Here is a 26,049-nt window from a genome sequence, read left to right as displayed (position 1 = left end):
CCGATCTGCCATAGCGGAATAAAGGGGATTTTGTATGCGGATGATCGACGACGCCCTGAGGCTTTCCGCCTCGGACCTCATGCGCTTCAAGGGGTGCAGGCACGCAACGACGCTCGATCTGCGGCTGATCGAGGCCCGCGACATCGCGCCGTGCGAGGATGGCGAAGAAGCCGAACTTCTTCAGAAGCAGGGCGACGCCCACGAACTCGCCTTCCTCGACGACCTCAAGGCGCAAGGCAAAAAGATCGTCGAAATTCCCAAAGACGGGATCACGCTGGAAGAGTCGGTCCGGCTCACCCGCGAAGCGATGGCGGCCGGCCCGGACATCATCTTTCAGGGCGCGCTGCTCGGCGGCGCATGGGGCGGCTATTCCGACTTTCTCGAACGGGTGGAACGCCCCTCCGATCTTGGTAGCTGGTCCTATGAGGTTGTCGATACCAAGCTGAAACGTAAACCCGACCCCAAACATATTCTCCAGCTCTCGCTCTATTCCGACCTGATCGCCGACCTTCAGGGCGTCCGGCCCGAATCCGCGCATCTCCAACTCGGCGACGGTTCGCGTTTCACCGTGCGGCTGGCCGATGTGGCATCCTACGCACGCCATGCACGAGCGGTGTTCGAAACCTTCCTGACCGATCGGCCGGAAACGCGGGCCGAGCCTGTTTCAAGCTGCGGCCTCTGTCGCTGGAAGGAACATTGCCGCGACGAATGGGACAGGGCCGACAGCCTTGCCCTAGTCGCCGGCATGACAAGATCGCAGCGTTGGAAAGTCGAGGCCGCAGGCATCGAAACGCTCGGCGGCCTCGCAGTCCATGACCAGCGCATTCCGAAGCTCGCTCCCGAGACCCAGCGGCGGCTTCAGACGCAGGCCCAGCTCCAGGCCGCGCGCCGCGCCGGCGGTCCGCCGGGATTTGCGCTTCGCGACTATGAGTCCGGCAAGGGTTTCGGGCTGCTGCCCGAAGCCGACGATGGCGACCTCTTCTACGATATCGAGGGCGATCCCTATTATGAGGGCGGCCTCGAATATCTCCACGGCATCTGGTTTCGCGATGCGGGCGAATGGAGCTTCCGTGCCTTCTGGGCGCATGACCGTGCCGCCGAGGGCGAAGCGGTTGCTGAGCTGCTGCAATTCTTCACGGCGCATCTACAGCGCCACCCGAAGGCGCACATCTATCACTATGCAAATTATGAGATTGCGGCGCTTCGCCGCCTGACCGCGGAGCATCGTGTCGGCGAGGCCGCCATGGACCAGCTCCAGCGTGAACGGCGGTTCGTCGACCTGTTCCGCGTCGTGTCGGGATCGCTGATCGCTTCCGAGAATGGCTATTCGATCAAGGATCTCGAAGCCTTTTATATGGCGAAGCGCGAGGCCGATGTCGCAACCGCGGGCGCGAGTGTCGTCTTCTACGAGCGCTGGCGGGAAACGCAGGACGGCGATCTGCTCGACAAGATCTACGACTATAACCGCACCGACTGCATCTCGACGCAGCTGCTTCGCGACTGGCTGATCCGCGACGTTCGCCCGGCAGGCCTTCCTTGGCCGAAACTCGGCGAGGTGCCCGACGCGGGTCCGCTCGCGAATGTCGAGGCAGAGGATGAAGAGATGGCGGCGCTGCGCGAGCGGCTCCTTCCGGTTCGTGACCGGCTCGGCGAGGACATCGCCGATCTGCTGCTCGACCTCAACTTCTTCCACAAGCGCGAAGACAAGCCCGCATGGTGGGCGATCTTCGACCGGCTCGCGCAGGAGAGCGAGGAACTCGTCGATGATCTTGAATGCGTCCAGGGCCTCGAGGCGGTCGGCGATCCCGTCAAAGTAACGGCAAGGTCGTTCGAGCGAACCTATCGCTTCCCGCCGCAGGAGACCAAATTGAGGGCGGGCCGCAAGCCTTGCGTCAAACCCGCCGCGATGCCCGAGGATGTCGATCTGCGCGAGATCGACCACGAGAATAATCTGCTCGTGCTGCGCCGCTCGACGACTAAAGGCAAGCTGCCCGAGCGGCTCGATCTCATTCCGGCAAAGCCGATCGGCAACGCAACGCTTCGCGCTGCGGTTGCAGCAGTGACCGACGCCATCATCGACAATCCCGGCGCAGCCAAGGCGATAGAACAATTGCTCATGCGTGCGGCGCCGACGTTCCGCGACGGCGCGCGGCCGGAGGGCATCATCGACGCCGAAGGCGATCTGCCGACGCAGACCAGCGCCGCAATTGCCGACATGGATCAAACGACTCTAGCGATCCAGGGACCACCCGGCACCGGCAAAACCTATGTCAGCGCGCTATCGATCATCGACCTCGTCCGTGCGAGCAAGCGCGTTGCTGTTTCGTCGAACAGCCACAAGGCGATCACCAATCTCCTTGAAGCGGTCGCGGACCGGAGCGCGACTGAAGGGGTCCGATGCAGTGTGGTTCAGAAGGCTGCCGACGATGACGATGAGAATGCCCATCCAGGCATCGTCCTTGTGAGCGAGAATGACGCGCCTGAAATCGGGGCCGCCGATGTCGTCGGCGCTACGGCATGGCATTTCGCCAGATATGACGCACCGGCCTATGACTATCTCTTCGTCGACGAAGCGGGACAGGTCTCGCTTGCCAACATCATCGCCATGTCGCGCGCGGCCCGCAATCTCGTCCTCGTCGGCGATCCGATGCAGCTGCCGCAGCCGCTTCAAGGTACGCACCCCGGACGGAGCGGCGATTCCTGCCTCGAATATCTGATCGACGGACACCGGGTCGTCCCCGCCGAGCGCGGCATCTTCATGCCGGTAAGCCGCCGAATGCATCCCGCGGTCTGCGACTATATCTCGGTCGCCGTCTATGAAGGCAAGCTGCACTCGGACGATGCCGCCAGCAGTCAATCACTGCTCGCTACCGACGGGCGATCGCTCGTCGGCGCGGGCGTCCGCGCGATCGAGCATTTCGGGCGCTCGCAGGTCAGCCACGAAGAGATCGACGCTATCAACGCGCAGATCGAGGCTGTGACCGGCGCAACCTATCGCGCGCGCGATGGCAGCGAGCGCCTCATCGGTCATACCGATATTCTGGTCGTCGCGCCCTATAATGCCCAAGTGAACGCGCTGCGGGCCTCGCTGCCTGCGGCTGTCCGTGTCGGCACGGTCGACCGCTTCCAGGGGCAGGAAGCACCCGTGTGCCTCGTCTCCATGACGACATCGAGCGGCGAAGAACTGCCGCGCGACATCGACTTCCTCTTCTCGCTGAACAGGATCAATGTCGCCGTATCTCGCGCGCAGACGTCGGCGGTCGTGTTCGCAAGTCCCCTCCTCTTCGAAACACCCTGCCGAACCGTCGAAGAAATGATGCTCGTAAATGCACTTTGTTTGCTTCGCGAGCATGGGGGTGACAGCTTCTGACATGCTGAGATGCGAATCTGCTTTCATCGAACGAAAGGAGATTCGCTCATGGCCTACTGGGATATCGGACTTCGCCACATCGTCGACGTCGACGGGCAGTTGCTGGCAATCGACGCCGAGGTGATCGACACGGCTTCGCTTCTCGCGAAGGCCAATCTTCCGACCGACCGCCAGCTCTGGCTGGTCCGGGCCGGCGAATATTTCGCGCTAGGTGCGAAGCAGCTTCTCCGCCTCTCGCAGGACGAAGTGCTCTTCTTCGAGACCGCCGAGCGCGTGCAGGCGCCGATATTTCACAAGCGGGCCGCCTGAGGCCCAACGCCACCTAAGCAGATTTGGAAAGGAAAAGCTCATGGCAGACGTGCAAGTGACGTGCATCAACAAGCAGCCGCGCAACGATCCTTATGAAGGGATCACCCATCTCGGCGGAGCGACCTGGCACTGGACGCGCCAACAGGTCATCGATTCGATCGAGGCGAAGACCAACACCTTCTACACGCTTGTCGGAAACAACCGCGGCGATATCGGCGTCGTGAATGGAGCGAACGGCAAATATCTTCGTACCTATGCGGACGGGAAGTGGAACGACAATCTCCTCGCCCTTCCTGAGTGCCCCCGCAGCTAGATCAGGGAGCATAGACGAATGGACTGGCTTTGGACTTGGGGCGGTACGAGCTTCGGCTACCGGGATGGCGACGATCTCTGGACGTTCGACGGTCATCATGTCGCACGTTTCGACGGCGATGAAATTTACGGTCCGGACGGTCGCTATCTCGGCGAACTGATGAACGGTGACAGGCTCATAACGCATCGGAGCAAGCGCAGTTGGCGCGGGGCACGGTTCAGGCCCTACGGTCGGCGCATCGGCTATGTCCGCTATGTGAACTACGTCGGCTACGTGATGTACGCGGGCTTTGAGGATTTCCCGCCCCCCGAAGCGCTGCACTGAGCCGATCGTTGTTCGAACGTGCCTATCGACCGGCAAGAAGCGCTGGAAAGGCGTGCACTTGGATCGAGCACATGAGCCTCCGCACAGGATTTGTTCCCAATCTGGATATTTAGGAGGCACAATCATGCTTGCGCCCGATGTGCCTAGTCGGCATTTCATCTCAATGGGGGCCTTAACATCACTAAAACAGTTCTTCTCGCGATCTGCTCCGTTGACGATGCAGATTTCTAACCCCTTTCTGCACCTAGATGCCTCTTCGGCAGCCCGCGAAATGCGGCTTGCGGCAAGAGCCGAAGAGCAAGGGAAACGCGAACTTCCTGCATCAGACGCCCACATGCTTGATGGGGTAGAACGTGAAATTCTGGATCGCGTGTCCGCCGTGGCTCGCCAGGCCGACCAAGAGTCCGCAGTTCAATTCGAAGCCTATGACTCGCGCATCGCCGGTTTTGGTCTGCTCACCCAGATTCCGGCTATCTCGCTTGCATCGACGCAGGCCGTCAACGAAATGCAGGCTGCAGTCGTACAGGCCAATCTGCGCCTCACAACCGCGCGCGATAACGTCAGTCAAAGTTATGCCCAGCTGCGCGCTTTTCAGTCCGAGCACGGGCTGCGCCGTCCCGCGCAACTCAGCAAACCATTTATGGCGACGACGGGCGCGATAATCCTGACATGGGTCGGCGAAACCGTCGCCAACGCCTTCTTGCTCGGCCAGAATGACGACCTCGGCCTTGTGGGCGGCACCGTGGCGGCCGCGACCGTCGGCGGACTGAATATCGGTGTTGCGGCATTTGTAGGCCGAAAGATATGGCCGCTAATTAGCCTGAAAGCATCCGGCTCGCGCACGCTAGGCATTGCCCTGACAGCGCTATGGGGCCTCTTTGTGCTGGTCTGGAATTTGCTGGCGGCTCATTACCGCGACGCCAAAGTCGCCGGTGTCGCCAAGCCGGAAGTCGCCGCGCTGGATTTGTTCGGGACCGCGCCGGACAGCCTCTATTCCTGGGGTCTTCTGATCGCGGGCGTGCTTTTTTCAATCATTGCCGCTCACTCAGCCTTCCGGATGGACGATCCTTATCCCGGATATGGAGAAGTCACCCGCGAGCATCAAAGCCGCTGCGCGGATTATTCCGGCGAGGTAGAGGATGTGACAGCGGACCTCACCGAGATTTGGAAAGACGCGATCGAAACGGCCTCGGAAGCTCGATCAGAACTTGCTGGTCAGCTTGAGAATCGTGATCGCGCCATTGCGGGACGGAGCAATTTCGCCCGACGATATTCTCAGTTTTCGCGTGAACTGGAGAGTGCGGCGAACCAGTTGCTGACCGTATATCGCGAGGCAAATCGCGCCGCTCGATCGTCACCCGCACCATCACATTTTGACGAACCCTACAGCCTGCCGGAGCCACCGATCCCGCCCGCCCCAAAGTTGCAGGTCAAAGAGGCGGACATTGAAGCTGCCGATGCGTCATTGGCTGCAGCCAGCGAAAAGCTGTCGGCAGCGTATCAGGAAGGGGTGAATGGCTTCGAGACGCTGGAAGCATTGAAGGCGAGATTGCTGAATGGCTAGGCCTGCGAAGAAGAGCCGTCGTTCGCGCGAAGATGCCCGAATCGCGCGGCAAAGGATGCAAGGCTACGTAAAGCTGGCCATAGCACTTCTGGTGGTGGCAGGGTTCGGCATTACCTACGCTGTCGTGTCTCGCAGCAATCGGCATCTCGATGAAACTACGCTGTGCCCCGAGAAGCCATCGAGCATCACCGTGCTTTTGGTCGACGTTACCGACCCGATGAATCTTGCGCAGCGACAAGATTTTCAGAACCAACTCGTCCGACTGCGAAATTCCATTCCGAGATATGGTCAGCTTTCTGTTGTGCGCGTCGACGCCACCGGATCAAACCTTCTCAAGCCGGTCATCTTGCGCTGCAACCCAGGCACCTCAGCCGACACCGATCAGTTTCGCGGCAATCCTGCGAAGCTTCAGCGACAGTGGACCGAGGGCTTCGAGCGGCCGCTCGACGAAGCATTCCGCTCCGTCGACTCAGCGAGCGGGGCCGATCAGTCGCCCATTATGGAATCGATGCAATCGGTCGCCCTTACCGAACTTCAAAAGCCGGGACAGGAAGAACTACCCAAGCGCCTCATTGTCGCGTCTGATCTGCTTCAGAATACTTCCGCGATCAGCTTCTACGGCAGCCTTCCGGACGGTGACAAACTCGTCCGTTCCGACGCTTTCCGGCGCGTAAGGACCGACTTGAGAGGGGTTACAATCGAACTTTGGCAGTTGGAGCGCGCTGACGCTGGGACAACCCAGCCGCGCGCCCTCTCCGAGCTTTGGGAGCGGGCGATCCAAGACCAAGGCGGTCTCATATCCCGCATTTATAACGTGAGTGGCTGACATGGAGAATATGAAGCTTTTCTTCGACAAGCTGTCGGAACGCGATGTCATCGACAGATGGGCATTTCTTGTTTTCGCCACCGTCGGCTCGGCAGCCATTTGGGCGCTAAAGTATGTATCCGTCGACACCATTATCGTGGCCACCGGGGCCGCTCTTGTGATGATTGGCTATGCAGCCATCGCAGGGACCGGAGCGACAAAACTCCGTGCCGATCAAGCCGGCGACAACTGCTACTATCTCGGCCTCATTTTCACGCTTGCCAGTCTTGCCTTCGCGATCTTCACCTTCGATCCAGCGAACACCGCGACGACGATCGTGCAAGGCTTTGGTGTCGCGCTCGCCACAACGGTTCTGGGACTCGTCCTCCGTGTCTTTTTCAGCCAGTCTCGTGTTGACTTGGTTGACGCTGAAGAAACAGCCCGCGTTGCGTTAACCGACGCAGCCAATCAAGTTCGCGCGCAAATGACGGGTGTGGTTCAGGCATTTTCCAATTTTACCCATCATACGCAGCAGCATTTGCAAGAACTCCGCGACCAGGTGGTGACTGACCTTGAAGCGGCCGGACAGGCATCACGAATTGCCATCAAAGGGGCTGCAGACGAAGCCATCGAAGCGGTGCAGAGCCAAGCGAATGAGAGCGCTGCCGCCACCAAGAAGGTTACGACCGGGGTGGGACGGCTGGTTTCGACTCTTGAGAGCCACGCGGACGCATTAAGCGAGATTGAGGCAAAGTCTCGAGCACAACTCACCCACCTCGAAGCATTCGAAAAGGCGATGGCAAGCACGCAAACCCTGTTGTCTCAAATTGGGGACACTGCGAGCAGCCTGAAGGCGGATCAGTCGGAACTGATCAGCAACAGCGAGCGCTTCGCTTCCTCGGCCGGAGCAATCGAGGCGGCTGCTCGGCAATTTGAGGAGGTCGTTTCGCGTAGGGTTGAAGAACTGAGAGAGGTGCCGGTTCAGAACGCGGAAACTGCCGAAGCGTCGATGCGAGAGATCACCAAACGCTGGACCGAAGTCGTGGACCTGATTGCCGACAAGCATCGCGACTTGTTGCAGGGTCTGGAAGAGTCGCATTCAAAGCAGGTCTCAGCCGTTAGCCGTCACAATGACGACCTCGAAATCGAACTCGCCCGCTCGCGGGACTATGTAAGCAAACTGAACGGAACCTTGGTCGATGTCGCGAAGGACATCACGCGGCAGCTTCAGGATACACCGGCGACATGAGCGAGATTGCTGACGTTCGTCAGGAGAAGATCTATCGCCGCGGTTTGATCCTCGGCCTGACGATCGCCGAGGTAATGATCCTGCTGATTTTCGTGTTGCTGATGGCGCTTGCGGCATCACTGCAGAAGCGGGATCAGAAAATTGCGGCGTTGGACAACGGAGGCGCATCTCGGCTCGTCGAGGCCATTCAGCAGGCCTATCCGGACGCTAAAAATCAGGATGAATATTTCAAGGAACTCGTTCGCGCGATCGAGGTCCGCAAGACGGTTGAGCAGGCCGGACCGGAAGCCGCGCGGTCATCGCTATTGGCAGATGCGGCCGTCGGCCGAGAAATTCGCCGCGCCGCCGAACGGGAGGGCGTGAACGATCCCGCAGCATATGCGAAGAACCTGGCTGCCGATGCCAATCGATCGAAGAAGGGGGAATGGCCGCCTTTTGTCAGCCTTAGCGAGGCCAAAGGCTATTTCTTCGACAGCGGCAAAGCGACCTTGAGGCCAGAGTTTGAGCAGAACCTAAAGAACGAAGTCATTCCGATGCTAGCCCGCAATCTTGTAGATTACGACGTAAACGTGATCGAGGTAATCGGCCACACCGATGAAGTTCCCATGGTCGGATCGAGCAATCTCGACGCAAAACTGGTCAGCGCTTCAACCAATCGATTTCCCATTCGGGGCCTTCAATCGACCGACAACGCCGGTCTGGCGATGGCCCGGGCCGTTGCTGTCGTCGGAATATTGAGAGCGGATCCTCGCCTGAAAGGCGCGGCCATTCTTCCACTGTCCGGCGCCCAGATGATCGTCCCGGTCGATCGCATGGCGGACGGAACGGCGACAGCCAGTGACCAACGTCGGCGTCGAATTGATATCCGGCTACGTCGGACGACAAGCGAGGCGTTACCCATGGCGCGCGCAAAATAATGGACCCGCTAGATCAGGCACTGGCGCAATTGCGGCTGGCAGCAAAGCAAGCTGTCGACAGGAAGTTGCGCAAGAACACGGTCGAGGCCCCCGCCGTGTCCGAACCACCCAGCGTGCAAAGATGGTGGTCGTTGTTCAGCTTTCGTCCCTCGTGAGCGTAGCATGAGACTGCCCTTCCGCGAGGTTGACCAACCGTCCATAGGTACCGCGAGAGCTTGCGATGCGCCGCAATCGTTATAGCCGGGTGCGCCGGCAAGCATCCACATATACGAAGCGACCGCGACCTGTTCGGCGCGCTGGAGCCCTTTTGTTTCTGGCGACATTTGTCCTGACGGTCGGCATCGCACAGGCCTATTTTTCCGGCTGGTTCGCCCGGGAACCGGAGCAACCCCTGCCTCTTGCGAATTCGGCAGCCGTGCAAATCCATCGGGCAAACGATCCTGCGCCTGAGCCAGCTGCAATTGAGACAAGCGGAGAACGCGTAGCGTTCTCATTCTGTCACACTGGCGGCGGCGAGAACTGCATCGTCGACGGGGACACGATCTGGCTGCATGGCACCAAGATTCGGATCGCCGACATCGATACCCCTGAAACCCATAACTTCAACTGCCCGGCCGAGAAGGAGTTGGGCGATCGCGCCACCAAGCGACTTCACCAACTCCTTGAGAGCGGCGCTATCGAGCTCCGTCCAATTGACAGAGACGAGGATCGCTACGGACGAAAACTTCGCATCATTTATGTCAACGGACGATCGGTCGGCAATACGCTCGTCGAAGAAGGGCTGGCGCGTCAATATGACGGTAGGCGTCGCCCATGGTGCTAAACTTCAGGGGAAACCCGGCTCTCGCGCCGACCATCATCAGGCGAGCATGATTTAGCGTCGTCGTTTGCCCTTGATCCATTCGTCGTGCGGGATCCAGTCGCCGCGCAATTTCTTGCTCGCCTTCCATACATTGATTTTGTCGATCTTCGATGCGCGTCGGTGCACGACCACTGTTCCGCGAACAAGGGATCGAAAAATTGATGAGATCAAACCCACGTCGCCTCTCCTTCCAAATCTGAGAATCTTTTCGTCGTGTCGTTCACTCAATGCCCAACCATTGACCTACAAGGACTTCGGCGTCCTGTTCCAACGCTATGCCGAGTGAGGAAGCGCGATCCAGCACTGCACTGAGGAAGGCGCGGCCGATTTCGTTGGGTTCGGGAGCGACCTCGTCGTCGAGCCGTGCACCGCCAAACTGCGCTCCCCTCATAATATATCCGATCGAACTCCGCCCGATCTGAACGCCTTCTTCGGCAAGCGTATCGCGGCACCAGCGGGTTGCCTCTGTCAAATTGAACTCGTGGGTCTTTGCATATCGAGACAGAATGGCGAAGACGGCCGGCCAATCGGACTTCTCGATGCGTGGCAGATCAAGTTCGCGCGATAGCATGACGACAGGAGGAGGGACGTCCGCGCCATGGTCTGACCCCTCTGCTTCGGGCGGCTGATGTCTTTCGCTATCCCAAATATGATGTTGCGAGAAACGCATGTTCGGCAACTCCAATGCCGAAACCGCAGCGGAGAAGCTTCCAGCACCAAACCAATTGGACTGTTTGGCATCCGGCCATTTCCGAGCTGCTTCAAACGCCAGCGCGGCCAAATTTAAAGGCGCTGTCGCTTCGTCATATCGCTCACGGATCAAGCTTCCGAAAATCAGGCGGCTGTCTTGCAAATCGTCGATGCTATCGACCGCGCGCGGCTCGCTCGCATTTGAAACTGCGTTCGCATCTGCACTGACCAACTCCGTAATCGCATCGAAATCAATCACACGATCGGCAATCGAGGTATATGCCGATGACAAATAGCCCGGTGAGATGATCGCAATCCGCCTATCCTCTGCTCGCAAGCGTTGGAGCAACGGAGTGAAGTCGGAATCGCCCGAAGCCAAAACGAATTCGTCAAAACGCGTTCGATGATCGAGAAGGTCCAGGGCGTCGACGACCATCCGGATGTCTGCAGCATTCTTCCCACCGCGGGACACCGCCGGGCAATCCACCACCTCAAAACCCGCTCGCACGAGACTCGGTCTAAACCGAGAAAAATAGAGGCGATCGCTATTCTCTCCAGGCGAGGGGACGTAGCCGGCCGGATTGAGATAGCAGCGGGCAACGAGCCATCTGCGGGATTCGCTAGTGAGGTGCGTATTGGCTAGGATTTGAAGCCAATCGGCTGGTTGCGACGCAAATCGCAGGGCCGCGCCGCGATCCAGTCCCCAAAGTGTCGAAAATACATTGTCAAAATCTACAAAAATAGCGGATTTCGCCACCATCATTTGCTCCAACTTCTAAAAGGTATCGCGCGACCAGTTCGCGAGATTGCCTGCTTCGGGGGGCCAATGAAGTCATAGAAAATAGCTACAAATTCGGGGCCGACTCGATGCATAGCCAATCTAATACGCTGCCATGTTCGGCTCAAGCCCAAGGCTCGAGGCGGGCGCAGATGGCGCGGCCATAGAGGAGGCAACTGACGTTATGGGAAGACCACCGAAGTGCGATCTCTCTTCGTGGGCCATCACAAGCGACTGGACAGATCCCGTTCCAGTGTCCGTCGCTGAGGTTAGGGTCTTTGAAAGCTGGTTTGGCGACCTCTTCGATGAGTTCTTCGAGCCGGTCCTCGTCTCCTCCCTCAGAGCCCAAAGTCCGAAGGACGAAACCTAAACCGCTCTTCCGAGGGAAAAGCGCGAAGAGCGATCAACTCGCCTTGCTCATAGCGAATGTGCCAAGTTTGGGCATTGCGGGGCGCTGGGTCATGAAAGACCGATGGGTCAAGCAGGGCCATGTTCGCGCGATGCTGAGGGTCTCGAACGGACGCATAGCGAATAGCCTGCGCGTCAATCTCTCGCGCTTCGGTCGCAAATTGCTGGCAAGCGGAATAGTCGTCCCGCGCCATCCACAGCGACGCGCCCGCAACAAATGGTCCGGCGCAAAGGTCGAGCAAACGATCCATCGAAACCGAGACACTGATTGCCGAATGCTCCACGGTCGTGCTCGGCGGCTGGAATCCAGGCGACCGGGAGTAGAAGCGCAGCCGCCAATAGGCTGTCTCGGCGATCGCAACGCCAATTACCTCTGCGGCATAGAAAATGCCGGGCTTCTCACCGGCGCGGCGAAATCTCGAGCTACTCTTGTGACCGTAGCGAAACGGCGTCGCGAGCAGATAGTGAAGATGTCTCGCCGTCACCGGCAAGGTCGGTTTCACTTCTTCGACGAGTTGTTCGAGCAACGCTTGGTCGTCGGCGCCAGCAGCCAGACGGTTGGTGGAAATCCGATGTTGCGCCTCGACAATCCGCCAAAGCTTTCCGCTGTAGGAGCGAAAATGCTCCGGCTTCGGCGTTCGCTCAAACGCGGGCGCGGTAATCATCGACATAGTCGGCCACATCGTTCAGACCGCGGATCGTGCGGATCAGATCGATCGGTCTGCCACCAAGATCTACGTTTTCTGACTTCAACCAGGACGTCGACGCCGCATCGTCGCTTCCCATGAGCGCATCGAGGCTGCGAAAAAGGCGCACGAGGTACTGCCCCAGTTCGAATGCCTTCTCGGCTCGCTGAAGTTGATAACTGCCGGAACGAAGCCGCGAGGCCGTTGCTGCGGAAATACCGACCACCGAGCCCAACTGCTCGTTCGTCAGTTTCCAGCACGTAGCCACACGCGCGACCGCTTCTGAGAGAACTCGTCCCTGATCCGCCTGCGAGGCCAGCCGCGTCGCCATGACATTCTCCAGAATGAAAATCTACATTCCCATTCATAAGAACAAGCATCTGATATTGCAAGTGGAGGCACTTCATTTTGCGGTTAGGGCCGAGATCTGGGCTTCGTCAGATGCGCGTAAAGCGTCCAGATAATCGCTCCACCATTGATGCATCGCTACCCGTTCATCCCAATAGCGCCCTCGATTGTAAGTCCCGCGAACGGCGTTGGCGTCCGCATGCGCCAGTGAGCGCTCGATCGCATCGGGATGCCATTTGCCACTTTCATTCAGGAGCGAGGAGGCGGTGGTTCGCAGGCCGTGAGCCGTAACCTCCCCGGTGGAGTATCCCATGCGGCGAAACGCCTGATTGAGCGTGTTCTCGCTCATTGGCCGGCGAAACGTGTGAAAGGCAGGAAAGACAAACCCTTCGGGTCCGGTAAGCGCGTGAAGCTCCCTCAAATAGCTCACGACCTGACGCGACAACGGTACGGCATGAGGCCGACGCATCTTCATGCGCTCCGCAGGGATATTCCATACCGCATTGTCGAGATCGATCTCCGACCACAGGGCTTTACGCAGTTCTCCGGGCCGGGCCATCACATGAGGCGCGATTTGACACCCGAGCCGCGTAATCGCGTTTCCGGTATATGCATCGATAGACCGCAGCAACGCCCCGACCGCCTCCGGCTCCAGGAGCGCGGCGTGGTGCGTCACACGCGGAGCGATCAGCGCTCCCCGCAACACAGCAGTAGGGTCGCTCTCTCCTCTTCCGGTTGCTACCGCATAGCGGAAGACCCTGCTGGCGAAGGAGCGGGCGCGACGCGCCGTTTCATATTTGCCGCGCGCCTCGATCCTCTTGAGCACAGCCAGAACCTCAACAGGCTTGAGATCGGCGACAGGCATATTCGCGATGGGCTTGAGCTGGTCGAGGAGCCAGTTCGCCTTCACCGTCGTCGCATCGGCCCTCCCCTCAGCGACCGACTTGTCGATATACTCCTTGGCGATGTCACCGAACGTGTTTCCGGCATTGAACTGCGCGATCAGCTTCTGACGCTTGCGCTCGGCAAGAGGGTCCACGCCCTCGCGCAGCTTACGCCGAGCATCGTCGCGCAATTGCCTCGCCTCGGCCAAGCGCACTTCCGGATAGGCCCCGAGCGCGATGCGGTTATCTTTTCCGAGATGCCGATACTTGAAACGCCAGAGCTTTGCGCCAGTCGGGCGCACTTCCAGATAGAGACCTCCAGCGTCCGCGCGCTTGTAAGGTCGGCCCTCCGGCTTCAACGAACGGATCATAACATCGGTAAGGGACATCGACTCAACTCCTGCAAGAAGGTCTCAGCCGGTGCGACATCTCAAGCGAGCGATGGGGCCACCAGAAAATGGCCGTGGGGCCATCGCCTATTCCGGTGGCCCCATTTCGAGTGAGATCGAGTGAAATATCCTCGGACACCAAAAGACAAGACCAAGGAGAAAATGGCAGATTTCTGCCGTTTTGTCGATGGTTCTGGGGCGTCATGAGAGGGGAAAATGGTGCCCAGAAGAGGAACTGAACTGGGCATCAAAGCGGCGGAAATCCGATGCAATCAACAACGAGATACCGCTGAAACCATCATAGAAACCATCACACAATTTGGCAAGGGCTGGACGACAGGGCAATCGCTTCAGATGAACGGACTGGTGTTGATTGAAGTGTTATGATTCAGACGATGCTCCATATCCTGGGAGCCATTGATGTCTGGATTGCCATCGTCGCGTTCGATACTCGATCATTTTTCTGCGCTTCGTGATCACCGGGAGCAGTGGCGGGTTCTGTATCCGCTTCGCGAGGTCTTGCTTTTAGTGCTTTGCGCGACGCTTTCGGGGATGGAAGATTTTGTCGAGATCAGGCTGTGGGGACAGCACCGGCTCGATTTTCTGACCGTTTTCTGCCGTTTGCGCACGGGATACCAGCCCATGACACCCTTAATGATGTCATTAACGGGCTTGATCCCGAGCTGTTCAAAACCTGCTTTGCGACCTGGGTCGAGGCGCTGCGCGACGAGGCACCCGATATCATCGCGATTGACGGCAAGACGTCGCGGCGTAGTCACGCGAGGAGCAAAGGCCGCGCGCCGCTGCACATGGTTTCAGCCTGGGCGTCGCGCCAGCGGCTGGTGCTGGGTCAGGAAGCGGTAGACGCAAAATCCAACGAGATCACCGCGATCCCGTTGCTGCTCGAACGGCTGGAACTGACCGGTGCGCTCGTCACCATCGATGCGATCGGAACACAGGCCGCGATTGCCGAGACCATCGTGGCGCGCGGCGGAGATTATTTGCTCGCGCTGAAGGGCAACCGTCCGGCGCTGTTTGCCGATGTCGTGGCGTTCTTTGCCGATCCGCCCACCGATATGACCCTGTCGGCGCACACGACAACCGACGCCGATCATGGCCGCATCGAAGAACGCCGCCACAGCGTCTGTCACAACACTCAATGGCTGTTTTCCGATCGTCGCTATCCTGATGAACCCCATTTTCCCCATCTCGCGATGATCGCCATGGTCGAAAACCACGTCGAACGGGAGGGCCGCAAAAGCTCGGAACGGCGCTATTACCTCTCTTCTGTCAAACTCGATGCCCAAGCCTTCGCCGCCGCAGTCCGCGCCCATTGGGGCATCGAAAACCGGCTCCACTGGGTGCTCGACGTCGTCTTCCACGACGACCTCACAAGACTGCGAACCGGATCAGGACCCCAGAATATGGCTGTCGTCAAACACATCGCCATGAACCTGGTGCGAAATCCAAACGACAAACACAGCCTCAAAGTCCGCAGAAAACGTGCCAATCTCGACCCGGATTACCTCGAAACACTCGTCACTCAACGACAACCGTTAATCTGAAGCGATTCCCCTGGGCTGGACGATATCGGAAGCCGATCTTTGGTTGCCAATTCGCTCGCGATCGCAGTCGCAGCTTTTCAAGTGTGGATCAGTGTTGGAGCGCGCCCCTCCTCTTTCACGATCTATCATTTTGAATTATCGTAAAAAGGTGGTTTTGACCGGGGTCCCGATAGGCGCCGCCCGGGACCCCGACACGCGCCAGTATAGGCATAACAATCAACGCCTATGCTTTCGTGAAGCGTGGCATCACTCTGACGCTGATCGACAATTCTCCGTCTCGAAGACCGCAGCATCCGAGCATTGTCGCTGGCCGCGAATTTGCTCAGTCTTCGATCGGAAGGGTCGTGCCTCTGCTCAAGGTTTTTGCACAATCTGACGCTGTGTCGGCTGATGGATCGGAAGCCTGAGGTGCGACAAGCGTGTCGGGAATGACGATTTCGGGCTGGCCTGCCCGATCGCGACCCTTGCCGCGCAACACGTCAATTTCCCGCTGCCGCATCTCAAGATACAAGCTGCGCGTCTCCACATAGGGATCAGCGCTTTCCTCTTGCAAACGCTCGATTTCCGCGTCCCGCGCGACACGATCGTTCAGCCTGTTGATGACGGTCGTCGGGACAGCATAGGCGGTCTGGTTGAAAGGCTTGCCAACGGAAACGGGCAAGACGAGCAGGTCGATGCCATCGCCGACCATATCGCGCAATGTCGTGGGCCCCACCAGCGGAAGGAAGAAATAGGGCCCGGGCTCCACCCCATAGAAGCCAAGCGTGTTTGCGAAGCCGTTGGATCGATAGGGCAGATTGATGGGCGCCTTTTTGGCGACGTCGAAAACACCCGCGGCGCCGATCGTCGAGTTGATCGCGAAGCGGCCGACCGTTTCCAAAGCCTTTCCTATCTTGAACTGGAGCAGGAAGTTCACAAAATTTATCGGCTCACTGAGATTGCGCAAGGCGTTGCCAAGACCATCACGGATCGGCTTCGGAACGCCCCCCTCATATCCCTTGGCGATCGGCCCAACGAGCGCCTTGTCGACCGACTGAGCCACCTGGAAGGCCTCAATATTCACATTCTGGAGTGGGTCGCCCGGCGGCGCTTCGCCCCGCGCGATTACGATAATCTCGTCCGGCGATGCTTCAGAGGTATTTCCAGGCTCCGCCGGCACATCGATCGATTGTCCCGCTTCCACCGGCCTTTCGCCGATCATGATAGGGGGCTGCACTTCGCCCTGTGAATCCACAATCATCGGACATGGTTCGGCAGAAGCTGCCTGAGCTTGAGCTGTCCGGACCAATGGCTCATTCTGGTGAACAACGCCTATTTCTTCGGGCTGCGTTCCGATCAGAAGGAAAGCGGCAGCACTGGTTACGACGCTCATTTTGCGGTTATCTCCGATATATCGAACATCTTTGGCGTCCAATCTTCTGCCAACGTCTTTAGGCTGGATACGCCCTGGTCAGCGGGAAATCAGTAGCGGAACCCGCGCGCTCGACAGCAGCGATCGAGTGACACCGCCGAAGAGTATCTCGGTGGTGCGCGGGTGGCTGTAAGCCCCGATCACGAGCAGGTTTGCGTCGCGTTCCGCCGCCTGGTCGAGGATCACATCCGCCACCGGTGCGCCCTCGGACGTGATGTTGGCGATCTCGACACGTGCGCCGTGTCTGGACAAATGTTCAAGGAGATTGGCACCAGGCTCTGTTCCAAAACGTTCGGGGTTCCGGCCGCTGTCGATGGTGAGTATCGTCACGTTGGACGCGGAATTGATGAACGGAATTGCGTCGTTCACCGCCCGCCGCGCTTCTCGGCTGCGATTCCATGCGATCAGCACATTTTCGCCGATCGTCTCACCGCCCCATCCCGCAGGGATCATCAGCACGGGAATTCCGGTGGCCAGCAACAGTCGCTCGGCCGACCAGCCTGACGGGAGGTCTGCCGGTTTGGGATGCGCCGCGACGATGAGATCGCAGTGCAGCGCCCGCAACATGCTTTCGTCGCGCAGGTCATCGCGCCACACGATCCGGAATTCGGAGCCGATGCCATATTCGCGGGCCAGCTCTCCAAAATGGCGGGCGGCGGCAATAATTTTCTGTTCGTCGGCAAGCCGTTGCCGCGTCAGCACGTCTCGAATCGCCGCAGTGCCCCTTGCATAGGTTTCGGTGGGATGCGCGTTTTCGTGGGACACGCCATAGACGCCCACCAGATGCGCATTATGACGTTGCGCGATCGCAGCCGCACGGCGACCTATGTGCTCGCCCTCAGGCGTGGCGTCGAGGAAAACGGCGATATCTCTCCAGATAGGCAACAAGGGTTACGATCCTCCAGTTTACGGTTGTCCTCTATCAGATCAGCGGCGTCCTGGCCGAACTGCAGACCAAGACACCGAAAGGCTTCAAGACGGGGATTTGAGAGAGGTTGAAGGTTTGCTTGCGCGGTCCATCGGCAAAAACGCCGATAAGTCGCCTGATCCAGGTTGATCCAGAGGGCAGAGGTCCATAACCGGCAGCCGCATCATGCATGCCGATCCAAATCGCGCGACGCTCCAACAGGGAGAGTGAAATCCCGCGGTCGGCTAGCCCGCCTGCGGGGCCATCGACTGACGGGCTAGCAGACAGGAGGTAGGCCTCACAGGAACCTTCGCCTGCCAAGGACAATGGCTGCAAGAACAATCGGCGAGCAGATTCATCCTGAGCACGCGACGCATTCGGAAGCTGGCCGAAGGCTCCTTCCACTTCACACCCTCCCTCATTTCTCGTTGGAATGAGCCCTCACTCCAACATCGAACGAGTAAACCTGCCAGGAAAGGCAGTCAAGACAGCCCATCGCCCCATCTCTCATTTCAGTCAGCCGTCGGCACGCAATACTCGACGATGTGAAGTGATATGCAGCCGTTCCTGGTACCCTCCTTCTGAAGCGGTGCGTGCAGCATCCGGCTACCATTGCGTGAAGCGGAGGTTGTGTTGGCGCAGGGCGCCATGACCGCGGAGGCGCGTCGGCGGATCGCGACGGTCGTACCCGGCGGCCTGAGTTAATGGGCAGGCCAAATGCGTTTGCTAAAGCAACTATTGCTGATTGAATAAATCGCCGAGAGTGCTAATGCTCGCGCCATGTCAGTAACCTCTGGTAGCCCCGCTGCGACCGCGCTGTTCGCACTCACCGACACTCTGCAGCCGATCAGGCGCTCCTGGGTGCAGGCGGTCATGACGGTCCTTGCGGAGTTCGGCCTGCCCAGTTCGCTTACCGCCGCCGTCATCCTGGCTTCGCGCAGCGGCGACGCGGGAATCAGGCAAAATGTCCTCGCCGAGGAAGTGGGCGTTAATCCCGGCGCAATGGTGCGGATTCTCGACCAGGCGGAAGCGGCAGGCCTGCTTGAGCGACGTGCGTCGGCCGAGGATCGGCGCGTTAATACCGTTCACATTCTTCCCAAGGGGCAGTGTCTTGCTGAAAAGATGGAAGCGGCTGTCGCAGATCTGCGCGAGGCGCTTCTCGGCGATCTGCCGGTCGAGGACATAGAGACCGCGACGCGCGTCCTGCGACTGTTCGAGGGACGGATCGGCGCGTTCCTGCAGGCGGAGCGCGTCAACCGGTGAAAGTCACGTCCGATCAGATACTGTTCTCGGTCAAGCTGTTCATCGCGGCGATGCTGGCCTTCGCGGTAGCGGTCCGGATCGGGCTCCCGCAGCCCTATTGGGCGCTTGTCACCTGCTGCGTGCTGATGAACCCGGCCACAGGCGCGATCCGCTCCAAGGCGGTCTATCGCGTCGCCGGCACCCTGGGCGCCGGCATCGTGACACTCGGCATGGTGGCCATTTTCGCCAGCGTCCCGCTCCTACTGATCATCTCGTCGGGTATCGTTGCGACGATCGCCTTTGGCGTATCATTCCTCGATCGGACCCCGCGGGCTTATGGGTTCCAGCTCTTCGCGGTGACACTGATGCTGGTCGCCGTTGCCGGCGTGGACCATCCCGAGACGATGTTCGACACCGTTGTCGCACGCGTTACCGAGATCAGTCTCGGCGTGCTCGCGACCACATTTGTCGACAGCGTCATTGCTCCTCGATCACTTGGCGGCTTGATGCGCTCAAACCTGCGCCGCTGGCTGCCCGACATGGAACGCTGGGCGAATGATGTACTAGATGGCCGCGAAACGGGTGCACAGGAAGAACATGACCGTTTGAAGATTCTTTCGGACGTCACCGCCCTGTCGCAGATGGTGGCCTGGTTGCGCTACGATCCGACCGTCGACCGCGGCGAACTGCGCCACGTCCTCGCCATTCAACAGCGTTTGCTGAGCATGGTGCCGCTCCTTTCCGCGATCGCCGCTCGCATAGCGGGACTGACTCAGGCGGACCGCGCCGCGCTTGCACCATATCTTGCCGAGGCGCGCGATACTTTCCGAACCGGAGCAATGCCTTCCGCGCGCCCGGCCGATGACGTGCGCAGCCTTCCGCTCGAGGTCGGACGTGAACGACCCTGGCAGCAGCTGGTCCATGATGACCTCGCCGACATGCTCATGGATCTCTTAACGCTCTGGAGCGAGATCTGCCGAATCGACAGGGCGCTTGAGGGCAGGGCCGTGCTCGATCGGGAGCTTGCGGGCCAGGTTCGGCGGACGGCAGCATTCCCCCTGGCGTCCGATGTCGATCATGCAGCGCGCTCAGCCGCCGGCATTTTCGTAGCCTATATTCTGCTCTGCGGCCTGTGGCTGGCCACCGGATGGCACCAGGGGCCTAATGCGGTGCTGATGGGAACCGTCGCGGTGGCCTTCTTCGGAGGGGGCGATGAACCGGGCAAGGCCATAGCCGCGTTCGGCCGCTTTGCGGTCCTTTCACTCTTCCTTGCCGCCATTCTCGCCTATGGACTGCTTCCCCTGGCCAACGATTTTCCGACATTCCTGATCGTCATGGGCCTGTTCATGCTTCCGATCGGCATGTGGGCGGCGGCAAACCCAATGGGCGTTCTCGTCCTTGCCTTCGGACTCAGCAACATCAACCTGCAAGGTCACTATATGCCGTACGATTTTGCCTTCTTCCTTGAGGTCGGTTTCGCAAGCCTGATCGGCATGTATGTCGCCTTCCTGGGCGCGAGCCTGTTCCGCCAATGGGGCGTCTCGCATCAGGTCCATCGTTTCCTGTGCCGGGAAGCACTGGAGATTGCCCGACTCAGCCATTCGGCAACCCGGCGCGCGCGCGACCTTTATATCCAGCGGGCTCTCGATCGCATTGCCGGGATGACCATGCGGCTTGCCGCAAGCGGCCAGGTGGAACGCAGCGCTGCCTTGCTCGCGCGCTTGCGCGTCGGCGTTAATATTGCCGACCTGCGGATCATCGGGACCATGCTTGATCCCGCGGCGCGGGATGCAACCGTGCGGGTGCTCGAGCAGTTTCGCAGGGAGTTCGATGCAGCGCAGCCATCACCCCGACTGCTTGCCCTGGTCGACGAGGCGCTCAACCAGCTGTGGCCCAGGCGAGACAGCCAGAAAAGCAGTCCGGTGACCCGGGCGATCCGTTCGCTTGCCGGGCTGCGCATTGCGCTGTTCGAGCGCGCACCGGCATGGATCCCCGCGTCGTGATCGGCGAGATCAACCTCGCCGGCGTGTTCTTCTCGCCGTTGCTGTTCTGCATGGCCGTCGCTTTCGTGCTCCGGATCCTGCTGTCTCGCCTCCTTGAGACCGTCGGTTTCTATCGGGCCATATGGCAGCGTCCGCTCTTCGATACCGCCCTCTTCCTCATCCTCACCGGCGCGGCCTTCCTCGCGCTGCGTGGGCTCACCCATAGTTGAAAATCGATGATAGCATTAAACCGCGCCACGCTACTCCGCCTTCTCAAGCCGGTACTGACCATCCTCGCCGCCGCCCTTGCCGCGCTCGTGCTCTGGCATCTCTACACCTACTATACCTATGCGCCGCAGACCCGGGACGGAAAGATACGCGCCGACGTAGTGCCGCTGGCGGCCGATGTGTCCGGCCGGGTTGAGGAGGTGCATGTCAGGGACAATCAGGTGGTCCGCAAAGGCGAGTTGCTCTTCACCATCGATCGTGTGCGTCTTCGCAATGCCCTGGCCCAGGCGGAGGCGGCCGTCGCGGTGACGCGTGCGACGCTCGATGCGGCCGAGCGGGAGAACAGACGCTATCGGCAGCTCGGGGATATCGTGTCAGGCCAGCAGCGCGACGAACGACGTTCGCAGGCCGAAGAAGCGCGCGCGCGTTATACGCAGGCGCTCGCCGACCGCGACCTCGCGCGTATCAATCTTGAACGATCTGCCGTCTGCGCGCCCGTCAACGGTATCGTCACCAATTTCTCGCTGCGCCCTGGCGCTTATGCAACCGCCGGCCAGCCGGTGATGGCGCTGGTCGACTCCGACAGCTATTATGTCGCGGGCTATTTCGAGGAGACCAAGCTCTCCCACATCCATCCGGGCGCACCTGTCACGATTCGCGTGATGGGCGAGGACCAGCCCCTCTCGGGGCATGTCGAGGGCCGCTCCGCCGGTATCGACGACCGCGAGCGGACCACCGCTGCGGGGAGCCTTCTCGCCAATGTCAACCCCACCTTCAGTTGGGTCCGCCTCGCCCAGCGTGTCCCCGTTCGCATTGCGATCGACAAGGTTCCGACAGGGATCGATCTTATCGCCGGGCGCACGGTCACCGTGACGGTCGAGGGCGCGGAGGATGCCCTGTCGATCGGAGGGGGCAGCCGGTCGTGAGAGCGATCCGGTTTCACGCGCTGACCGTGCTTGTATCGGCCAGCCTCGTTGCCGGCTGTACAGCGGTCGGACCCGAATACAGAGCGCCCGCCCTTCCCGCTCATGTCGGAGAGACACCCACCGGCCTCAAGGAAGGGCGCTCCCCAGCCTATTCGCCCGCCCCCCTGCCGGCGCACTGGTGGCAACTCTATGCCGATCCGCAGCTTGATGAGCTGGTCGAGGAGGCGCTCAAGGTCAATACCGATCTTCGGGTCGCCGCCGCCAACCTTGAGCGGATGCGCGCCGTGGTGAACGAGGCGCGGGCGCGAGCGGGTGTGGAGACCTCGCTGGACGGGGGTGCTTCGGTAGGCGAAACCTCCAATCTCGGCATTGGCTCACCGGCCGGCATGCATGCCACGCTCGATGCCGGAATCGGCATCTCTTACGAGCTCAACGTAGTCGGCCGCATCAGGCGGACCATCGAGGCCGCCCAGGCTGACGCCGACGCACAGTCGGCGGCTTATGATCTGGCGCGGATCACCGTGGCCGCAAATGTCGTCGGCGCATACAGCGATGCGTGTGCTGCCGGCGCGCGGATTGCGGTCGCGACCCGCTCGGTCGATCTTCAACGACAGAGCCTGGCGCTTACCGAGCGCGGGATGCGTGCAGGCCTCTACACACCGCTCGACGCAACCCGGTCCCGGGCCCTCCTTGCACAACTGGAAGCCGCCGTGCCCCCGCTTGAAAGCAGCCGTAAGGCTGCTCTTTACAGCCTCGCCGTCCTGCTCGGCCGGGCGCCTGGAGATTATCCGGCACAGCTCGATGAATGCGCTGTCATCCCTGCAGTCCGGCAATCGCTGCCCATCGGCGACGGCGCCGCCCTCATCCGTCGCAGGCCCGATATCCGCGAAGCGGAACGCGCACTCGCCGCTGCAACCGCCCGGGTCGGGATCGCAACCGCCGACCTCTATCCCAGCGTCAGCCTTGGAGGCTCGCTTGGCACGACGTCGCGAAGCGTTGAAGGGCTCGTCGACAGCTCTGCATTCCGGTTCAGTGTCGGTCCGTTGATCTCCTGGAGCTTTCCCAATCGCAACGTCGCGCGCGCGCGCATAGCACAATCGGATGCGACAGCGCGGGCCGCGCTCGCGCGCTTCGACGGCAGCGTGCTGTCAGCGCTCCGCGAAGCAGAGACCGCGCTTGGCACTTATGCCCGCGATCTTGAAGAGAATGCGAAGCTTAAGGTCGGGCTGGATGAAAGCCGCAAGGCTGCGGCTCTTCAGTCACGGATGACGCGGGGTGGGTTGACGTCCAGTCTTGAACTGCTGGATGCCGAGCGAAGCCTTGCCAGTGCCGAAGCCGCTCTGGCCGTCTCCAATGCCACGATCGCCGCAGACCGTGTCCGCCTTTTTCTCGCTCTTGGCGGTGGATGGGAAACGCCTTCCGCCGGGCCAGACGGGGGAAGCTGATAGAATGGGACAGGCCCTATGATATCCATATCAGCATGGTTTGGTCTGCCTTGGAAAAACTGGTCCAATTCTAGAGAGAGCCGATTGTGGCGAAAGAATTGGAGAAAGTTATGGGACGTCAACGTTTTACGCCGAAACAGATCATCTCGAAGCTGCGTGAGGCGGATGTGCTTGTGGGGCGAGGGTCGACCGCGGTCGAGGCTTGCCGTCAGATCGGTCTATCGACCACCAGCACCCGAAACGATCAAAATGCCAGCCTGGCCGCTCGGCTCCGCTGCGCTCCGCCTCCCGCCAAGGCTGGCATCGGAGGCGATCTCCAACTAACTATGCAACCGGACCAGTCATCGCGGGCAGTCCATAGGCACGACTGTCGTCTCTCCCGCGCATCCTCTACATGCGCGTCTGGTCATTTGCACTGTCTGATTTTCTTTCCAGGCCCGGTCAGGGTGATCCCGCTTGCGTCTACTGTCATGGTCACTCCGCCGCCTTGGAACGGTCCGCCTGTTTCAGTCGCCTTGAGTTGGGCAAGATTGCCATCTGTTCGGAGCGTGGCCGTTAGACCGTCATTCAGGAAATCCACCGAGACTATGCCGTTGTCCTGGCAGCGATAGGTCATACTTTTCTCGATTGCCGGTGGCAGCTTTGCGGGAGCGATCGGTTTCGCGACGTTGGTTGTGTTGCTCGCGCTTGTCGTGCCGCTATCGCAGGCTGACAGGAGAACGGTAGACGCGAGCGCCATTCCGCCGAGCATCCACACGATTGAAGACGATAGGTTGCCCATGTGCTTCCTTTTATTCTTCCGAACATACAATTCGGTTGCGGTTGTTTGATCTGCTTTTTTTCAGGCGTAGCCGAGGGGGGCCCGCGCTTATGCTCTCCGAGGTCCGCTCGTTTTCCCCGTTCGGCTCGTCCTGCCAGCCCCGGAGACGAAGGATGGGTCGCCGACCGCCACTCGTTGGTGTTTCCAAGGTCATCATACCAGCCTTTCGCGGCGCTCGCCTCGACGGACGATGCTTTCATTGGTCCTGCCAGCCGGCGCGACGCGACCCGAAGGGCTTCGACCAGTGGACAATGGTAGCCGGTTCAGGGAATACCGGCTGGCAGGTGGCGGGACCCGGCGCCTAGGTTAGGGAGAAATAGCGCAAACGGTCCCGTCAAACCGAACGGGAAAAACAATGCCGCGGAGAACGCCACGATCGCGAGCGACCGCGCCGACTTCAACAGGGGAAATGAATGCGCTAGTTCCCATTATCTCTCCGGAGCACATTATGGAATGAGCGCTCATTCCAATTTTCAATAGGCAACCCCGTTTCTCTGGTCAAGCAGTAAATTCAATTCTGGTCAGCGTCTGTGCCTGCGATCATACGCCTCGCGCTTCCGGTCTTTAAAGGGCAGATCCCAGCGGACACAGCTCAATCACCCGATGATAGCCGCTGCTCAGCTGAATCCAGCGGCATCATCGCTTATACTCGCCGCAAGTCAGGGCTGCGGTCTAAAAGCTTTACCGTCACCGATGTCACGATGGGTCCTCCCCCGCTTACGGCCTTGCGCGCATTTCGGAGTCGTCACGGCTGGGCTTGCACGCGACCGCTTTCCAGTCCCGCTAGACCGAGCGCGCGCATCATCAGGCAAGCAGTGCTGTGGCTTGTCGCCTCGGCATCGACGGGTGGCGACATCGCCGTGCGATGGCCGAGGCCGATGAAGCAGGCCATCATGACATCTCCATAGGAGTCGAGCTCGGCCGCGGGCACATCGGGCCGCGCAAGCGCAGCGAGGCGGCGTATGCCATCGCGGTAAAAGGCGGTCTGCGTCTCGAACCGCTCCGCGACTGTCGGATTTCGGCAAGCCTCTGCCAAAATCTCATAGAACAGGCTGCTATCCTCATTGTGCAACGAACTGGCAGCGATTGCCTTGATCGCCTCGAACATCGCAAGCTCGCGCCGTTCCACAGCGTCGAAAATCGAGTGCATCTCGGCTAGGCGAACGCGCACATTTTCTTCTACTATTGCGAGGATGACGTCGTCCTTGTCGGTAAAGAGTCGATATATCTGGCCGACGCTGACCGATGCTTCTTCCGCCAATTCCGCCGTTGTCGTCGCATAAAAGCCCTTCGAACCGAACAATCTGCGAGCAGCATCGACTATTCTCTCGCGCGGCGACTCTCCCTCGACATAATTTCTTGAAGAACGTTTCATTCGAACCTTTCCCTGCGTCCTCTGTTTGACGATCTTTGGACGCGACACATGCCGGTCCGCTCCATCCGGGTCTATCCCGCAGGCTTACATTTCATATGGATGAGGGGGAAGCACTAACAGCTTGCTGAAATGGGCTTCATCGCGCGGTCGACAGGATTCCGTTCCCGTCATTGGACTAGCACTACTTTGGCAGAAGTTTGATTTTGGGGATTCCCATTTTGGTTGATGGGTGATTCATAGGGAGCCGACGTT

Annotated in this window: 24 protein-coding genes and 1 pseudogene; 16 read left to right on the top strand and 9 right to left on the bottom strand. The window is 59.9% G+C overall.

Annotated features, from left to right (window positions below):
* Positions 1-40: 40 nt before the first annotated feature.
* From AC3WS4_RS09270 to AC3WS4_RS09230, 9 genes are all read left to right on the top strand, one after another.
* Positions 41-3,370: a TM0106 family RecB-like putative nuclease gene (locus tag AC3WS4_RS09270; RefSeq protein ID WP_492742749.1), complete on the top strand. Its 3,330-nt coding sequence runs from the start codon at positions 41-43 to the stop codon at positions 3,368-3,370.
* Positions 3,371-3,418: 48 nt separating this feature from the next.
* Complete coding sequence (locus tag AC3WS4_RS09265; RefSeq protein WP_054725023.1) at positions 3,419-3,679, top strand: hypothetical protein; 261 nt, start codon at positions 3,419-3,421, stop codon at positions 3,677-3,679.
* 40 nt (positions 3,680-3,719) lie between these two features.
* Positions 3,720-3,992, top strand: coding sequence for a DUF3892 domain-containing protein (locus AC3WS4_RS09260; RefSeq protein WP_444559946.1), 273 nt, complete (start codon positions 3,720-3,722; stop codon positions 3,990-3,992).
* Positions 3,993-4,010: 18 nt separating this feature from the next.
* A complete protein-coding gene (locus AC3WS4_RS09255) occupies positions 4,011-4,316 on the top strand; it encodes a hypothetical protein (RefSeq protein WP_492739159.1) in 306 nt (101 codons plus the stop codon).
* 124 nt (positions 4,317-4,440) lie between these two features.
* A complete protein-coding gene (locus AC3WS4_RS09250) occupies positions 4,441-5,880 on the top strand; it encodes a hypothetical protein (protein ID WP_492739160.1) in 1,440 nt (479 codons plus the stop codon).
* Positions 5,873-6,706, top strand: a complete 834-nt coding sequence (locus AC3WS4_RS09245; RefSeq protein WP_492739161.1) for a hypothetical protein — start codon at positions 5,873-5,875, stop codon at positions 6,704-6,706. Before AC3WS4_RS09250 ends, AC3WS4_RS09245 begins: the two co-directional genes overlap by 8 nt.
* Position 6,707: 1 nt before the next feature.
* On the top strand, positions 6,708-7,934 hold the full coding sequence (locus AC3WS4_RS09240; RefSeq protein WP_492739162.1) for a hypothetical protein: 1,227 nt from the start codon (positions 6,708-6,710) through the stop codon (positions 7,932-7,934).
* Positions 7,931-8,851: a hypothetical protein gene (locus tag AC3WS4_RS09235; protein WP_492739163.1), complete on the top strand. Its 921-nt coding sequence runs from the start codon at positions 7,931-7,933 to the stop codon at positions 8,849-8,851. The genes AC3WS4_RS09240 and AC3WS4_RS09235 overlap by 4 nt, the downstream gene beginning before the upstream one ends.
* Positions 8,852-9,071: 220 nt before the next feature.
* Positions 9,072-9,674, top strand: coding sequence for a thermonuclease family protein (locus AC3WS4_RS09230; protein ID WP_492742747.1), 603 nt, complete (start codon positions 9,072-9,074; stop codon positions 9,672-9,674).
* A 51-nt stretch (positions 9,675-9,725) separates the two neighbouring features.
* Here AC3WS4_RS09230 and AC3WS4_RS09225 read toward each other — a convergent pair whose 3' ends face one another.
* From AC3WS4_RS09225 to AC3WS4_RS09205, 5 genes are all read right to left on the bottom strand, one after another.
* On the bottom strand, positions 9,726-9,890 hold the full coding sequence (locus AC3WS4_RS09225) for a hypothetical protein (RefSeq protein WP_492739165.1): 165 nt from the start codon (positions 9,888-9,890) through the stop codon (positions 9,726-9,728).
* A 43-nt stretch (positions 9,891-9,933) separates the two neighbouring features.
* On the bottom strand, positions 9,934-11,163 hold the full coding sequence (locus tag AC3WS4_RS09220; protein WP_492742745.1) for an NYN domain-containing protein: 1,230 nt from the start codon (positions 11,161-11,163) through the stop codon (positions 9,934-9,936).
* A gap of 356 nt (positions 11,164-11,519) precedes the next feature.
* Positions 11,520-12,260 (bottom strand): RES family NAD+ phosphorylase, encoded by a 741-nt coding sequence (locus AC3WS4_RS09215; protein WP_492739167.1) that lies wholly within the window; start codon positions 12,258-12,260, stop codon positions 11,520-11,522.
* Positions 12,232-12,606: an antitoxin Xre/MbcA/ParS toxin-binding domain-containing protein gene (locus tag AC3WS4_RS09210; protein WP_492739168.1), complete on the bottom strand. Its 375-nt coding sequence runs from the start codon at positions 12,604-12,606 to the stop codon at positions 12,232-12,234. Before AC3WS4_RS09210 ends, AC3WS4_RS09215 begins: the two co-directional genes overlap by 29 nt.
* Positions 12,607-12,678: 72 nt before the next feature.
* Positions 12,679-13,896: a tyrosine-type recombinase/integrase gene (locus AC3WS4_RS09205; RefSeq protein WP_444559951.1), complete on the bottom strand. Its 1,218-nt coding sequence runs from the start codon at positions 13,894-13,896 to the stop codon at positions 12,679-12,681.
* 216 nt (positions 13,897-14,112) lie between these two features.
* Here AC3WS4_RS09205 and AC3WS4_RS09200 point away from each other — a divergent pair, with 216 nt between their 5' ends.
* The gene (locus AC3WS4_RS09200; protein ID WP_156343998.1) at positions 14,113-14,283 is read left to right on the top strand and encodes a hypothetical protein; all 171 of its coding nucleotides are present in this window, start codon (positions 14,113-14,115) and stop codon (positions 14,281-14,283) included.
* 111 nt (positions 14,284-14,394) lie between these two features.
* Positions 14,395-15,461 (top strand): annotated as a pseudogene (locus AC3WS4_RS09195) (ISAs1 family transposase).
* Positions 15,462-15,783: 322 nt separating this feature from the next.
* Here AC3WS4_RS09195 and AC3WS4_RS09190 read toward each other — a convergent pair.
* Both AC3WS4_RS09190 and AC3WS4_RS09185 read right to left on the bottom strand, forming a co-directional pair.
* Positions 15,784-16,833 (bottom strand): MlaA family lipoprotein, encoded by a 1,050-nt coding sequence (locus tag AC3WS4_RS09190; protein WP_081997337.1) that lies wholly within the window; start codon positions 16,831-16,833, stop codon positions 15,784-15,786.
* A 78-nt stretch (positions 16,834-16,911) separates the two neighbouring features.
* A complete protein-coding gene (locus AC3WS4_RS09185) occupies positions 16,912-17,760 on the bottom strand; it encodes a universal stress protein (protein ID WP_081997338.1) in 849 nt (282 codons plus the stop codon).
* Positions 17,761-18,559: 799 nt separating this feature from the next.
* Here AC3WS4_RS09185 and AC3WS4_RS09180 point away from each other — a divergent pair.
* Genes AC3WS4_RS09180 through AC3WS4_RS09160 form a run of 5 tightly spaced genes read left to right on the top strand, consistent with a single transcriptional unit; the run spans position 18,560 to position 23,602 of the window.
* On the top strand, positions 18,560-19,042 hold the full coding sequence (locus AC3WS4_RS09180) for a MarR family winged helix-turn-helix transcriptional regulator (RefSeq protein WP_052208254.1): 483 nt from the start codon (positions 18,560-18,562) through the stop codon (positions 19,040-19,042).
* Complete coding sequence (locus AC3WS4_RS09175) at positions 19,039-21,024, top strand: FUSC family protein (protein ID WP_039575335.1); 1,986 nt, start codon at positions 19,039-19,041, stop codon at positions 21,022-21,024. Before AC3WS4_RS09180 ends, AC3WS4_RS09175 begins: the two co-directional genes overlap by 4 nt.
* Positions 21,006-21,233: a DUF1656 domain-containing protein gene (locus tag AC3WS4_RS09170; protein WP_492742743.1), complete on the top strand. Its 228-nt coding sequence runs from the start codon at positions 21,006-21,008 to the stop codon at positions 21,231-21,233. The genes AC3WS4_RS09175 and AC3WS4_RS09170 overlap by 19 nt, the downstream gene beginning before the upstream one ends.
* 6 nt (positions 21,234-21,239) lie before the next feature.
* Entirely contained in the window at positions 21,240-22,157 is a 918-nt protein-coding gene (locus AC3WS4_RS09165) for an efflux RND transporter periplasmic adaptor subunit (RefSeq protein ID WP_052208256.1), read from the top strand.
* A complete protein-coding gene (locus AC3WS4_RS09160; protein ID WP_039575339.1) occupies positions 22,154-23,602 on the top strand; it encodes an efflux transporter outer membrane subunit in 1,449 nt (482 codons plus the stop codon). Before AC3WS4_RS09165 ends, AC3WS4_RS09160 begins: the two co-directional genes overlap by 4 nt.
* Positions 23,603-24,008: 406 nt before the next feature.
* On the opposite strand, the gene AC3WS4_RS09155 is transcribed toward AC3WS4_RS09160, so the two are convergent.
* A complete protein-coding gene (locus AC3WS4_RS09155) occupies positions 24,009-24,383 on the bottom strand; it encodes a hypothetical protein (protein ID WP_052208258.1) in 375 nt (124 codons plus the stop codon).
* 784 nt (positions 24,384-25,167) lie between these two features.
* Positions 25,168-25,845, bottom strand: a complete 678-nt coding sequence (locus AC3WS4_RS09150; RefSeq protein ID WP_294048008.1) for a TetR/AcrR family transcriptional regulator — start codon at positions 25,843-25,845, stop codon at positions 25,168-25,170.
* Between the last annotated feature and the right edge of the window lie 204 nt (positions 25,846-26,049).

The organism is Sphingopyxis sp. EU05-FHT14B03 (assembly GCF_058790875.1).
This window is presented reverse-complemented; position numbering and strand designations above follow the sequence as displayed.

Coding starts and splice junctions, on each gene's coding strand:
- AC3WS4_RS09270 (WP_492742749.1), top strand. CDS start 41: ATGATCGACGACGCCCTGAGGCTTTCCGCCTCGGACCTCATGCGCTTC.
- AC3WS4_RS09265 (WP_054725023.1), top strand. CDS start 3,419: ATGGCCTACTGGGATATCGGACTTCGCCACATCGTCGACGTCGACGGG.
- AC3WS4_RS09260 (WP_444559946.1), top strand. CDS start 3,720: ATGGCAGACGTGCAAGTGACGTGCATCAACAAGCAGCCGCGCAACGAT.
- AC3WS4_RS09255 (WP_492739159.1), top strand. CDS start 4,011: ATGGACTGGCTTTGGACTTGGGGCGGTACGAGCTTCGGCTACCGGGAT.
- AC3WS4_RS09250 (WP_492739160.1), top strand. CDS start 4,441: ATGCTTGCGCCCGATGTGCCTAGTCGGCATTTCATCTCAATGGGGGCC.
- AC3WS4_RS09245 (WP_492739161.1), top strand. CDS start 5,873: ATGGCTAGGCCTGCGAAGAAGAGCCGTCGTTCGCGCGAAGATGCCCGA.
- AC3WS4_RS09240 (WP_492739162.1), top strand. CDS start 6,708: ATGGAGAATATGAAGCTTTTCTTCGACAAGCTGTCGGAACGCGATGTC.
- AC3WS4_RS09235 (WP_492739163.1), top strand. CDS start 7,931: ATGAGCGAGATTGCTGACGTTCGTCAGGAGAAGATCTATCGCCGCGGT.
- AC3WS4_RS09230 (WP_492742747.1), top strand. CDS start 9,072: ATGCGCCGCAATCGTTATAGCCGGGTGCGCCGGCAAGCATCCACATAT.
- AC3WS4_RS09220 (WP_492742745.1), bottom strand. CDS start 11,163: ATGGTGGCGAAATCCGCTATTTTTGTAGATTTTGACAATGTATTTTCG.
- AC3WS4_RS09215 (WP_492739167.1), bottom strand. CDS start 12,260: ATGTCGATGATTACCGCGCCCGCGTTTGAGCGAACGCCGAAGCCGGAG.
- AC3WS4_RS09210 (WP_492739168.1), bottom strand. CDS start 12,606: ATGGCGACGCGGCTGGCCTCGCAGGCGGATCAGGGACGAGTTCTCTCA.
- AC3WS4_RS09205 (WP_444559951.1), bottom strand. CDS start 13,896: ATGTCCCTTACCGATGTTATGATCCGTTCGTTGAAGCCGGAGGGCCGA.
- AC3WS4_RS09200 (WP_156343998.1), top strand. CDS start 14,113: ATGGTGCCCAGAAGAGGAACTGAACTGGGCATCAAAGCGGCGGAAATC.
- AC3WS4_RS09190 (WP_081997337.1), bottom strand. CDS start 16,833: ATGAGCGTCGTAACCAGTGCTGCCGCTTTCCTTCTGATCGGAACGCAG.
- AC3WS4_RS09180 (WP_052208254.1), top strand. CDS start 18,560: ATGTCAGTAACCTCTGGTAGCCCCGCTGCGACCGCGCTGTTCGCACTC.
- AC3WS4_RS09170 (WP_492742743.1), top strand. CDS start 21,006: ATGGATCCCCGCGTCGTGATCGGCGAGATCAACCTCGCCGGCGTGTTC.
- AC3WS4_RS09165 (WP_052208256.1), top strand. CDS start 21,240: ATGATAGCATTAAACCGCGCCACGCTACTCCGCCTTCTCAAGCCGGTA.
- AC3WS4_RS09155 (WP_052208258.1), bottom strand. CDS start 24,383: ATGGGCAACCTATCGTCTTCAATCGTGTGGATGCTCGGCGGAATGGCG.